Source organism: Komagataeibacter swingsii, assembly GCF_003207895.1.
GTDB classification, from domain to species: Bacteria; Pseudomonadota; Alphaproteobacteria; order Acetobacterales; family Acetobacteraceae; genus Komagataeibacter; species Komagataeibacter swingsii.
This window is the reverse complement of the sequence record NZ_NKUB01000027.1, coordinates 24,427-35,290: the sequence shown is the minus strand read 5'-3', so window position 1 is coordinate 35,290 and position 10,864 is coordinate 24,427. Positions and strand designations below refer to the sequence as shown.

Here is a 10,864-nt window from a genome sequence, read left to right as displayed (position 1 = left end):
GGGCGGCACGCATGGCGCGTGGCGCGGCGCTGGGGCGCGCGCGCGGTGCAGGGGGCGGGCGTGGCGCTGGGCGCGGGGGCGCTGTATTATTCCACCATCGCGCCCGATGCGCTGCGGCTGGGGCTGTCGGCGGCGTTTCCCGCCATCATGGCCGGCGCGCGCTGGCTGCGCCCGGCGGGGCTGGCCTTTCCGGCGCGGGTGGTGACGGTGGCGGCGCTGGCGGTCTGGTACGTGACCGACCCGCCGCGCAACGACCGGGTCTGGGCGGGCGAATACGCCGTGCCCGCCGATGCATGGCGGGTGGGGGATGTGGTGCATGTCCATAACGTGCGCAATTTCCGCTACCGGAGCGAGACCGACTACATCCCGGCATGGTACGACGCCGCCTATGACCTGAACCGGCTGGACAGCGTGGACCTCGTGACCTCCTACTGGGCGGGGGAGACGATCGCGCATGTGTTCCTCAGCTTCGGGTTTTCCGATGGCAGGCATCTCGCCATGTCCATCGAGACACGCAGGCAGGCCCGGTTTCCCTATTCCACCATTGCCGGGTTCTTCCATCATTACGAACTGTTCTATGTCACCGCCGATGAACGCGACCTGATCGGCGTGCGCACCGACATCCGCCGCGAACGGGTGTACCTGTACCGGCTGGATATCGCACCCGCGGTGCGCCAGCGCCTGTTCCTGAGCTATGTCGGCGCGATCCATGACATCATTTCCCGCCCCGTATGGTACAATACCCTGACCGACAACTGCACCACCGGCATACTGGCGCGCGCGGGCGCGCGGCTGCGCTACCGGCTGGACTGGCGCGTGATCCTGAGCGGGCATACGGCGGCCATGGCGTATGACATGGGCCTGCTTGGCCCGTATGACCCGCAACGCTATCGCGGTTTCGCGGCGGTGCATGACGCCAGCCGCATCCACCGCGCGCGCGATGCGGTGATCGGCCCCGACTATTCCGCCGCCATCCGTGCCGGCCTGCCCCCGCCGGAGGGACCGGGCGGGCCATGACGGCCAGCGAAAGTGTGGCAAAAATATGACATGGTGGCGCGCCCCCCACCCCGGGACGGGGGCATGGAGTCGACGATCTTCGTTACGGATGCATGACTTTTTCAAACCTGCATGGCAGGTGCGGGCCACGCCGCGCATATCGGCGCATATCTGTTGTAAGGAAAAATTACAGCTTTTGGATTTTGGCACTGGATTTTCAGGTCAATGGAATATATCCCACATATCGTAATATAAATACATTCCATATTTATATACCTTCAATTTATACAGATTAATGGAGCATTCATGATGAAAAGAATTTCCATTGCGGCCTGCCTTGGCGCCGTTCTTCTGGTATCGGGCTGCGAATCATCGGGCAATACCTCGATCCGCCACGAAACCAGCGAAACCATCGACCAGAAGATCCACGACAACCAGACCACCAAGGAACAGGTCCGGGCCATGTTCGGCGACCCGCTGAACACCAGCTTCACCGATAGCGGCCATGAAATCTGGAAATACGATTTCACCACGTCGCATGCCAATGGCACGAACTTCATCCCGTATTATGGCGCGTTCTCCAGCGGGTCGCATGGGCAGATGAAAAGCCTGACCATCATCTACAACAACGATGTCGTGTGGCACCACACGCTGTCCTCCTCCGCCGTCAAGACCCACCAGGGCCTCTGACCCGGACAGTGCGCCCGCGCTGCGGCCATGCGGGCGGGGCGCGCTTGCGACAGGGGCATAATGGGACCATCATCCCCACATGAAACCTGTGGAGAGAACGCCCATGCCAACCCTGTTCACCCCGCTGAAGGTCGGCGCGCTGACCCTGCCCAACCGCATCGTCATGGCGCCGCTGACGCGCCTGCGCGCCAGCCCCGGGCACATTCCCAATGACCTGATGGCCGAATACTATGCCCAGCGCGCGCTGGCGGGGCTGATCCTGTCGGAAGCAACGCCGGTCACGCCACAGGGCATCGGCTATGAAGGCGTGCCCGGCATCTGGACCGACGCGCAGGCGCAGGGGTGGAAGAAGGTGACATCCGCCGTGCATGCGGTGGGCGGGCGCATTTTCATGCAGCTATGGCATGTGGGCCGGATTTCGGACCCGTATTTCCTGAATGGGGATGCCCCGGTCGCCCCCAGCGCGATCGCGGCGAAGGGGCATGTCAGCCTGCTGCGGCCCATGCGCGACTACGTCACCCCCCGCGCCCTGCGCACGGACGAGATACCGGGCATTGTCGACGCCTTCCGCCATGGCGCGGAACTGGCGAAGGTGGCCGGGTTTGACGGGGTGGAGATCCACGGCGCGAACGGCTACCTGCTGGACCAGTTTTTGCAGGATTCCACCAACCACCGCACCGACCGGTATGGCGGGCCGATCGAAAACCGCGCGCGGCTGATGCTGGAGGTCACGGACGCCGCCATTGGCGTGTGGGGAAAGGACAGGGTGGGGATGCACCTGTCACCGCGCTGCGACCTGCATGACATGGGGGATTCCGACCCCGCCGCGACATTCGGCTACGTCGCCACCGAACTGGGCCGGCGCGGCATCGCCTTCATCTGCGCGCGTGAGGCCGAGGGGCCGGACAGCCTTGGCCCGCAACTGAAAAAGCAGTTTGGCGGCGTGTATATCGCCAATGAAAAATTCACCGGGGCCAGCGCCGAAAAAGCCATCGAGACCGGCCGCGCCGACGCCGTGGCCTTTGGCCAGGCCTTCATATCCAACCCCGACCTGCCCGAACGCCTGCGCGCGGGCGTGGAACTGACGCCGCCCGACCCGTCCACCTTCTACACCCACGGGCCGGAAGGCTATATCGACTATCCCACCATGGGGGCGGCGGGGGACTGATAGTGCCGCCCGGCCGACCAAGGGGGATGTTTCCGGGCGCCGCCTTTTTTCAAAAAGGCGGCGTCTTTTGAAGCTTTTTGCAAAAAGCTTCACCAAAAACTTCTTTATTGCGCGCCGCATGCCCTTGCGGCCAACACCATCATGTGAGGGGCCGCTTTTGCGATTGCGCGCCATTCCGCCGGTCCTGCATCATGTCCCCTGTCCGTAGCGGGGAAGGGCGCGCGTCATGGATATGAAGCGGTTCATGCTGTCCGCCCTTGTCGCCGGGGGCGTGTGCGCGGCCGTTCCGGCCCATGCGCAGGGGCATGTGGTCATGACGCCCAAGTTGGACTGGATGACGGCAGCGCATCTGGCGACCGAGGCCGTGGAGGCATGCGCGAAGCAGGGATATTCCGTCACCGCGACCGTGGTGGACACGACGGGCCACCAGCAGGCCGTCATCAAGGGCGACAGCGTGCCGCTGCAATCGCTGTCGGTGTCCTATCGCAAGGCCTATACGGCCTATTCCTACGGCATGGCGTTCAACATGGACACCACCAGCGCGCTGATCGCGGCCAGGGTGACGGGACCGGCCAACGGGGCGCTGAACACCATTCCCGAAGTGCTGTTCGTGCCCGGCGGGGTCACGCTGCGCCGGATGTCGGACCGGGCCGTGCTGGGCGGGATTGGCGTATCCGGCGCGCCGGGCGGGGACAAGGACGAAGCCTGCGCGCAGGCCGCCGTTGCGAAATACCGCGCGGATTTCCAGTAAGTCACGCCACAAGCGGGCCTGTACGGATGGCATGGCGTGTGAAACCGTCCGCCATCGGGCGGGCCGGTGCGCCGGCATGCGGCCCGTCTTTCCTGTTCCGGCAGGGGGTGCCCTGATCCTGTCGGATATAAACCCATGCGATCATGTGCCTTCCTGCTGGCGTTCTTTTTCACAATATGCCCGGCCCATGAGCGTTCGCCATCACCCCCGGCTGAAAACGTTTCCGTTCCCCGGCCTGACACAGCCTCGAAGCCGCCACGGGCGACTGATGACCCGCGCCCGCAAACCGGGGACTGGAATCGCATAATGTCAATGTTTTCCCAATAATTCGCTGTTAGAGACTGTTTGAAAAGTCAGAGCATGATAGCGCTTTAAAATTAAAGGAAGTTTTTGGTGAAGCTTTTTGCAAAAGCTTCGAAAGAACGATGCCTTTTTGAGAAAAAGGCGGCACCCAAAAACTTTTATTGTTTTTTATCAATGATTTGTTTTCAAACAGCCTCTTAAAAGGTCTGTATTGCGCAACGACCACGTAAGGGAATACAGTTAAGTGGGTTCAGATAAGATTTCCCCCTCCGGATCGCAGCAAAAAACGGTCAGCATTCAGCTTGAAAGACTTTTATCTGAAAGCTGGAACGCCAACAAAGCCAGTTCTGACAAGCTTGTCAGTCATTATGCGATGGCATTGCGTCGTAATAATAATATTCATAATAGAAGGGACACCCTGGAATTTCTCAAGGGAATCATCATACAAAATCTTAAATACGGATCAGATGAATCAAAACTGGGCATGCTCCATGCGATAGATCATGAAATATCCAAGGAAATAGACCTGTCAAACGGGATAAAATTTTACAATTTAAAAAAGATTTTTCCTTTTGGTAAGTCCAGTAAAATATATGACGAAATATTCCATCTGAAACTTCTTCGGGATGATAACCCCTTTGTTAATAAAGGCTATGCTTACCGAAGGTCTGTTGGCGTATGGTTAAGCGGCCTTGGTGTGTTACTGTTGGTCAGTGTTCTGGATCTTATCCTGGTGTCGATGTCTCTGGCGCATCCCGGTTCAACAAATATTCTCATTTGGAAATTCAGCACCCATTCGCTTGTGATATGGTGCAGTGCAATAATCGCTTCCATGTTCGGGGCATGGCTTCCTTTCGGTCACCTTCTTGGCGAACGGGATTCAATGCTTATGGAAGAATATACATTGCGGGCACAGGTGGTGGCCATGTTTGGAACATCGGTTGTGCTCGGGACGTTTCTGATAACAATCATGACGTGTCTGAACGAGAGCCTTTTCGATCACCTGGTCGCGCCAGGCGCCAGGGCGCTTTTTGAAATATGCATATGTGGCGTTGTCGGGGCCGGTGACGCATTTTTCTGGAATATATTGTCTAAAGTACTGCGTTTTATAAAGTCGTAACAGTGGTTGACCGCATCATTATTTTTAAAAGGCACGACATGCGGTATTGATCGGGCGCAATCCGGGTGTCGGCCACTCGGCATGACGGTTCGGCATTCTGGTTTCCGGCCAGAACCCGGCATCCTGCCCACCCGCCCGGTCCCGGCACGAAACGGGCAATCCGTTCCCTGTCGATACCCTGCCTGCGGGTAACATGGCGGCCCGTTATGGTATGCGGGGGCTGGCCACCCCTTCGCCGGGCCTGTCATCGCATAACGGCGGCAGGATGAACCGGCGGATGGCGGCGCGGCCGATGCGGTTGGTTTTCAGGCCGTCGAACGTGCCGCCAATCACACCGCCCAGCACGGGCACGGCTGCCGCCGCCCCGCCGGCCAGGCCACGCGCCGCGACCGCGTGCAGGGCGTGCCGGGCGAGGTGCTTCTTGGCCTCGGCCGCCATGCGGTTGCCGATATTGTTCATGGCGGTGGACCCGGCAATGGACAGGCCGATATTCTTGGCCACTTCCTCCAGCCCCACTTCGGTCAGGCAGGACAGGCACGCGGCCTTCACCTCCGCATCATGGACATCATGCCCGCCCATGGCGGCGATGGCCGTAATCATGCGGACCTGCACATACAGCACGCCCGCGACATTGGCGGGCAGGGCAAGCGGCAGCGTAGCCAGGCCGCCAAGGCCGCTTATGAATCCCGCCGTAGCCGCCTTGGTGTTCTGCCTGCGCACCAGCGCGCGCGCCGCCCGCAGCGGGTCGCCGCCCTTGCTGGCAAGGCAGGCGCGCGCCATGTCCTGCGCCGACCCGGCCTTGCCCACGCCAACCACCGATGCCTGATACGCCCAGTCAATGAAACGGGTCAGGGCCGGGTCCAGCCTGTCGTGTAAGCCTGCCATCATGCTTCCATAAAATATGCCCGGCCCTTATGGCATCATGGCCGGAACGCAAACACGCTTATCCTGCACGCCCCCCATGCGATGACGGCGGGCACGGGGGCGGGACCGGACCAGTCGGCCTGACCGCAGAACGGGCCACGACCGGCTGCCCGGTGGAAATGCCGCCAGCACGTCGCCCATGCGGTGACAGCGGGCATGGTGACAGCGGGCACGGGGGCGGGACCGGACCAGTCGGCCTGATCGCAGAACGGGCCACGACCGGCTGCCCGGTGGAAATGCCGCCAGCACGCCGCCCATGCGGTGACGGCGGGCACGGGGCGGGACCGGACGGGTCGGCCTGACCACGGAACGAGCCATGACCGGCTGCCCGGTGGAAATACCGCCAGCACGCCGCTCTGGCACGCCCTGCGGCACGCCGCCCGCATGCATGGCCGCTCGCGCCGGAACCGGCCCTGTGTTTCCCGGACGGGGCTTCTTTCAGGATGCCCCGGCGGACACGCGCAAGGGGGAGACGCCCAAGGGGACACGCGCAGGGCGCGCGCCCGAAAATCCCTGCCATTTCCCGTCACTGGCGGCCCAAGGCGATTCCACTGGACTCTGGTCCGGTGGAATGGCTCCACCTCATTGTTTGCCGCGCATCTTCACCCGTTCGCATGTGTCCGTTCAAGCTGGACCTGCCCTAGACCACGGCCGTGCCATCCGGCTGGGTATTGATTTCACCCACGCCATCAGGCTCGAACGTATGTTCGGCCAGACGGTCGGACAGCAGGGCGCGGGGGCGGCCGATCCACATGCTGTCGCGCAGGTGGTCGCGGCGCGGGTTGGCGGTGCCGGGATGGATCAGGATGCTCAGGCCATTATGGTTCAGCATAAGCCACGGCACCAGGCGGGCGAACAGGTCCGGCCCGAAGGCCACCTGGTACATCGGCGCGACATGCGGGCCGACCGCGACCTCGTGCCACCGGCCCAGCCTGACGGGAAACCGCGCGGCGATCTCGTCACGCAGGCGGGCGGCCACGTCGCGCGTGGCGGGATCATCAAAATAGACATGGGCGTGAAAGCTGGTGATTTCAGCCAGCGTGCGGGGGGCGGTCGTCTGGTCGGTCATGGGGGCGCGCTTTCTGTGCGATTTGGCCGTGGGGCGACGCCAGCCGTGGGCGGCAGGGGGTGGCGGGCGCAGGATGCGTGCCTAGGGCAGGAATGCGGCGCCAGTAGGGCAGGGGTGGTGGTTGCGGCCGCTGGCGGCGGACCGCCCGCAATGCGCCAGACCCTGTCGCGCCCCGCGCGTGCATGGCGGAACGGAACAGGGTCGCCGGATGCGTTTTACTTGCCGCAGTTCTTGTCGAATTCGTTATGCAGGTCCTGTTCGTTTATCTTGATTTCGCCGCGATAGACCGTCTGGGGTTTCAGGTCCACGCGCGCGCCGCCGACCATGACGGTGGTGTCGGTATTGATTTTCCATTCGCCGCCGGGCTGCCGGCTCACGGCCTTGCAGAAGTCATGCGCGCCCTGCGCCATGGCCGGGGTGGCGATGGCCAGCGCGGCCAGCGCCATGAATGCTGAAGCGGATCTGGACATGGTTGCGTTCCTTCCTTGTTGCCCCGGCGTCACATGCGCCGGGCAACGCAGTAGGAGACCCTGAATATGGCATCCATTTGGCAACATAAAGTTACAATCTGGCGGTCATGCGCCCGGTCATGACCGGCAAGCGGGGAACGCCGCGCCTATTTCCACACCCACTTGCCCACCACCCGGCCGTTGATCACCAGGTCGGCGGCATCGACCTCGTCAACAGGGTAGGTGGGGTTGACGCTGATGATGCGGATGCGCGGCGGGCGGGAATTGGGCACCAGCATCAATTGCTTGATCACCACGCCCATGCCGTTCCACAGCACGTACACCCCGTCGGGCGAGGGAACGCGGTGGCCGGTATCGACCAGCACGCGGTCGCCGGCGGCGAATTCCGGTTCCATCGAGTTGCCCGCCACCCGGATGATGGCAAGCCCGCCGGTATCGGGCAGGTAGTTGCGGATGAAGTCGCGCGGGATGCGCCATGAATCCAGCGTCGGGTGCCCCTCCCCATCGCCGCAGGCGGTGTGGTCCACGATCGCGCCGGCGCCCGCCTGCGGGGATATGTCGTATTCATGCACCGTGATCGCGCCGTCGTCATTCTGCGCGGGCATGGCGGCGCGTTCGGCGCGGCTTATGCTTTCGTTCAGGTCGGTCGCACCCGGCACGATGCCGGACAGCGCCCAGACCTCGCTTGCCGCGATGGGGGGATCGCCCCGGTCGGTCAGCAGCGGCACCAGCTTGCGCACAAGCTCGACGGGGATGTACTCCTTTTTCAGCTTGTTTTCATAAAAGGCATAGCTGGAAAACCTGTCCCCCAGCCCCACGTCGCGCGCCAGCGCGCGCACGGTATAACCCGCGCGTTCGCGCAGCGCCTTCAGCCGGGCCGCCGCAGGCCCCGGATTGCCCGCCAGCCCCCCGCGCAGCAGGTCGCTGGCGGTGCAGCCCAGCACGGCGGCCACCTTTTCCAGCCGGTCGCCACCGGGATTGCGCGACTTGCCGCGCAGGATGTCGTGCACATAGGTTTCGTTCAGGCCCGCCAGCTCGGCAAGGCGCTTTTTGTTGAGGTTCAGCAGCGCCATGCGGCGCTCGATCTCGGCGGCGGCGGGGGAGCGTGTATCCATAATGGGAACTGTCCCATAATCCGCCTGCCCTGTGTAGAGGGGATATATCCCATTATTCCTTGACGGAGTGGGATACATCCCATATACCCCGCCCATGACCGACACGATCCCGCCCGACCTGTACCGCGTGGCCCGCATGGGGTGGCATGTGCTGCCCGTGCACGCGGCCTCGCGCGCCGCGTGCTTCCGTGGCGCGGTGGACCACGCCACCTGCAACCCCGACACCATCGCGCGCTGGGCCGCACGCTGGCCCGGATGCGGGTGGCGGGTGGTGTGCGGGCCGTCCGGCCTGTTCGCGCTGGATGTGGACCGCCCCGGCACGCATGCGGCCGACGGGGTGGCGGCGCTGGCCGCGCTGGTCCGCCGCCATGGCCCGCTGCCGCCACGCCCCATGACGCGCACCGGCGGGTCGGGGGGCGCGGTGCTGTTCTTCCGCCACCATGGCGAGGCCCTGCGCGGGCAGGCGGGCTGTCCCGCCCCCGGCCTGGACCCGCACCGGGGGCGGCAGGCGGTCACCATCCCGCCGGGCACGCACCCGGCCACGGGCGGGGCCTATACATGGCGCGTGCCGCCATGGGATGTCGCGCCGCCGCCCATCCCGCACTGGCTGGCGGCCCTGCTGGCCCCCGCGCCACAGCCCGCGCCGCCACGCCGCATGGACGCCGGCCGCGCGCCCGGCGTGCTGCTGCGCGCGCTGCATGCCGTATGCGACGCGCCGCCGGGCATGGCCAACACCACGCTCAACGCCCGCGCCTATGCGCTGGGACGGTGGTGCGGGGCAGGGATGATGGACATGGCGCAGGCGCGTGATACCCTGCTGCATGCGGCGCAGCGCCGCCGCATCCCGCTGCCCGAGGCCCGCGCCACCATCCGTTCGGGCCTGAACGCGGGGCTGCGCAACCCGCGCCCCATCCATGGGGCATCCTGAAATGGCAGCGGTCACACCCGCCGGGCCATGCGCGCCCGATGATCCCGCATGGATGGACCTGCTGACCCGTGGGGCGGGGGGACGGATCGTGCCGTCGCTCAGCAACTGCCTTGTGCTGCTGGGGCATGACGCGCGGCTGTGCGGGGTGCTGGCGTGGGATGAATTCAGTTGCCGCCATATCGTCACCCGCGCCCCGCCGCCGCCCTATGCGGGTGCTGCGGAATCACCCGGTCCCTATCCCCGCCCCATGGACGACATGGACATCGCCCTGGTGCAGGCCTACCTGCAACGCGCCTATGGCCTGCCGGTCAGCCGCACGGTGGGCGACCAGGCCTGCCGCACCGCCGCCGGGATGTGCCGCAGGCACCCCGTGCGCGAATGGCTGGACGGGTTGCGGTGGGATGGCGCGCCCCGGCTTGGCACGTGGCTGCACCATGCGCTGGGCTGCGCGGATGATGCGTACCATGCCGCCGTGGGGGCGCGTTTCCTGCGCGCGGCCGTGCGCCGGGTGCGCCAGCCGGGGTGCAAGTTCGACCACGTGCCCGTGCTGGAGGGGCGGCAGGGCATGGGCAAGAGCCGCCTGCTGGCCGCGCTGTTTGGCGCGGCGTGGTTCAAGGACGACCTGCCGCGCGACCTGGGGGAAAAGGACGCCGCCCAGGGCCTGCTGGGGGTATGGGGCGTGGAACTGAGCGAACTGCAGGCGCTGGGCCGCAGCAGCACGCGCGACGCCAAGGCGTTTTTCAGCCGCCAGCAAGACCGCTACCGCCCCAGCTATGGCGCGTTCGAGGTCAGCCGCCCGCGCCAGTGCGTGTTCGCCGGCACCACGAACGAGGAGCAGTACCTGACCGACACCACCGGCAACCGCCGTTACTGGCCCATTGCCTGCCAGCATGCCGATGTGGCGTGGGTTGCGGCATGGCGCGAACAGCTATGGGCCGAGGCCGACCATGCCGAGGCCACGTCCCCCATGCCCCTGTGGCTGGAGGACGGGCATGTCGCCACGATCGCCCGCCATGCGCAGGAAAGCCGCATGCACGAAGATGCATGGCGTGACCCCGTCGCGGCATGGCTGGGCATGCGCGGGACCGGGCAGGCGCGCACGGCGGATGTGCTGCATTTCGCCCTTGGCCTGCCGCGCGACCGCCAGGACCGCGTGGCGCTGAAGCGCGTGGCCACCATCATGCGCGGCCTTGGCTGGACCCGGCACAAGCTGCGCTGCGGCACGCCCGCGCCGCAATGGGTATGGGTCGCGCCGGCCGGGGAATGAGGGGAAGGACGCTGTCTTTTTGCAAAAAGGCGCGCCCGAAAACGTCCGCCACCCAAAACTTCG

The 10,864-nt window shown here is 64.7% G+C and carries 12 protein-coding genes; 7 read left to right on the top strand and 5 right to left on the bottom strand.

The genetic code is table 11. The annotated features are described in order from the left end of the window. Positions 1–18: 18 nt before the first annotated feature. The 5 genes from CFR76_RS14380 (at position 19) to CFR76_RS14360 (ending at position 5,028) form a co-directional block, all read left to right on the top strand. A complete protein-coding gene (locus CFR76_RS14380; RefSeq protein WP_110557618.1) occupies positions 19–1,017 on the top strand; it encodes an Lnb N-terminal periplasmic domain-containing protein in 999 nt (332 codons plus the stop codon). Positions 1,018–1,302: 285 nt separating this feature from the next. Beyond that, positions 1,303–1,686 (top strand): hypothetical protein, encoded by a 384-nt coding sequence (locus CFR76_RS14375; RefSeq protein ID WP_306309152.1) that lies wholly within the window; start codon positions 1,303–1,305, stop codon positions 1,684–1,686. Between the two features lie 103 nt (positions 1,687–1,789). Then, positions 1,790–2,854: an alkene reductase gene (locus tag CFR76_RS14370; RefSeq protein ID WP_110557617.1), complete on the top strand. Its 1,065-nt coding sequence runs from the start codon at positions 1,790–1,792 to the stop codon at positions 2,852–2,854. A gap of 232 nt (positions 2,855–3,086) precedes the next feature. Then, on the top strand, positions 3,087–3,605 hold the full coding sequence (locus CFR76_RS14365; protein WP_110557622.1) for a GlcG/HbpS family heme-binding protein: 519 nt from the start codon (positions 3,087–3,089) through the stop codon (positions 3,603–3,605). Positions 3,606–4,152: 547 nt separating this feature from the next. Next, positions 4,153–5,028 carry a hypothetical protein gene (locus CFR76_RS14360; protein ID WP_146222692.1) on the top strand — a complete coding sequence of 292 codons (876 nt, stop codon included), beginning with the start codon at positions 4,153–4,155 and terminating at the stop codon, positions 5,026–5,028. A gap of 204 nt (positions 5,029–5,232) precedes the next feature. On the opposite strand, the gene CFR76_RS14355 is transcribed toward CFR76_RS14360, so the two are convergent. The 5 genes from CFR76_RS14355 to CFR76_RS14340 form a co-directional block, all read right to left on the bottom strand. Further along, complete coding sequence (locus CFR76_RS14355; RefSeq protein ID WP_244191958.1) at positions 5,233–5,916, bottom strand: EcsC family protein; 684 nt, start codon at positions 5,914–5,916, stop codon at positions 5,233–5,235. A gap of 32 nt (positions 5,917–5,948) precedes the next feature. Beyond that, positions 5,949–6,227 (bottom strand): hypothetical protein, encoded by a 279-nt coding sequence (locus CFR76_RS17810; protein ID WP_146222691.1) that lies wholly within the window; start codon positions 6,225–6,227, stop codon positions 5,949–5,951. 365 nt (positions 6,228–6,592) lie between these two features. Next, positions 6,593–7,021, bottom strand: a complete 429-nt coding sequence (locus CFR76_RS14350; protein WP_110557615.1) for a DOPA 4,5-dioxygenase family protein — start codon at positions 7,019–7,021, stop codon at positions 6,593–6,595. Positions 7,022–7,236: 215 nt separating this feature from the next. After that, positions 7,237–7,491 (bottom strand): hypothetical protein, encoded by a 255-nt coding sequence (locus tag CFR76_RS14345; RefSeq protein WP_110557614.1) that lies wholly within the window; start codon positions 7,489–7,491, stop codon positions 7,237–7,239. Between the two features lie 146 nt (positions 7,492–7,637). Continuing rightward, the gene (locus CFR76_RS14340) at positions 7,638–8,606 is read right to left on the bottom strand and encodes a S24 family peptidase (RefSeq protein ID WP_110557613.1); all 969 of its coding nucleotides are present in this window, start codon (positions 8,604–8,606) and stop codon (positions 7,638–7,640) included. A gap of 94 nt (positions 8,607–8,700) precedes the next feature. Between CFR76_RS14340 and CFR76_RS14335 the strand changes: the two genes are divergently transcribed. Together CFR76_RS14335 and CFR76_RS14330 are read left to right on the top strand one after the other, a co-directional pair. Beyond that, positions 8,701–9,534 (top strand): bifunctional DNA primase/polymerase, encoded by an 834-nt coding sequence (locus tag CFR76_RS14335; protein ID WP_110557612.1) that lies wholly within the window; start codon positions 8,701–8,703, stop codon positions 9,532–9,534. Between the two features lies 1 nt (position 9,535). Then, positions 9,536–10,801, top strand: a complete 1,266-nt coding sequence (locus tag CFR76_RS14330; protein WP_110557611.1) for a virulence-associated E family protein — start codon at positions 9,536–9,538, stop codon at positions 10,799–10,801. Positions 10,802–10,864 lie beyond the last annotated feature (63 nt).

What these genes read in the sequence shown, in the direction of transcription:
- CFR76_RS14375 (WP_306309152.1), top strand. Translation starts at nt 1,303, where the DNA reads ATGATGAAAAGAATTTCCATTGCGGCCTGCCTTGGCGCCGTTCTTCTG.
- CFR76_RS14350 (WP_110557615.1), bottom strand. Translation starts at nt 7,021, where the DNA reads ATGACCGACCAGACGACCGCCCCCCGCACGCTGGCTGAAATCACCAGC.
- CFR76_RS14370 (WP_110557617.1), top strand. Translation starts at nt 1,790, where the DNA reads ATGCCAACCCTGTTCACCCCGCTGAAGGTCGGCGCGCTGACCCTGCCC.
- CFR76_RS14345 (WP_110557614.1), bottom strand. Translation starts at nt 7,491, where the DNA reads ATGTCCAGATCCGCTTCAGCATTCATGGCGCTGGCCGCGCTGGCCATC.
- CFR76_RS14340 (WP_110557613.1), bottom strand. Translation starts at nt 8,606, where the DNA reads ATGGATACACGCTCCCCCGCCGCCGCCGAGATCGAGCGCCGCATGGCG.
- CFR76_RS14355 (WP_244191958.1), bottom strand. Translation starts at nt 5,916, where the DNA reads ATGATGGCAGGCTTACACGACAGGCTGGACCCGGCCCTGACCCGTTTC.
- CFR76_RS14365 (WP_110557622.1), top strand. Translation starts at nt 3,087, where the DNA reads ATGAAGCGGTTCATGCTGTCCGCCCTTGTCGCCGGGGGCGTGTGCGCG.
- CFR76_RS14330 (WP_110557611.1), top strand. Translation starts at nt 9,536, where the DNA reads ATGGCAGCGGTCACACCCGCCGGGCCATGCGCGCCCGATGATCCCGCA.
- CFR76_RS14335 (WP_110557612.1), top strand. Translation starts at nt 8,701, where the DNA reads ATGACCGACACGATCCCGCCCGACCTGTACCGCGTGGCCCGCATGGGG.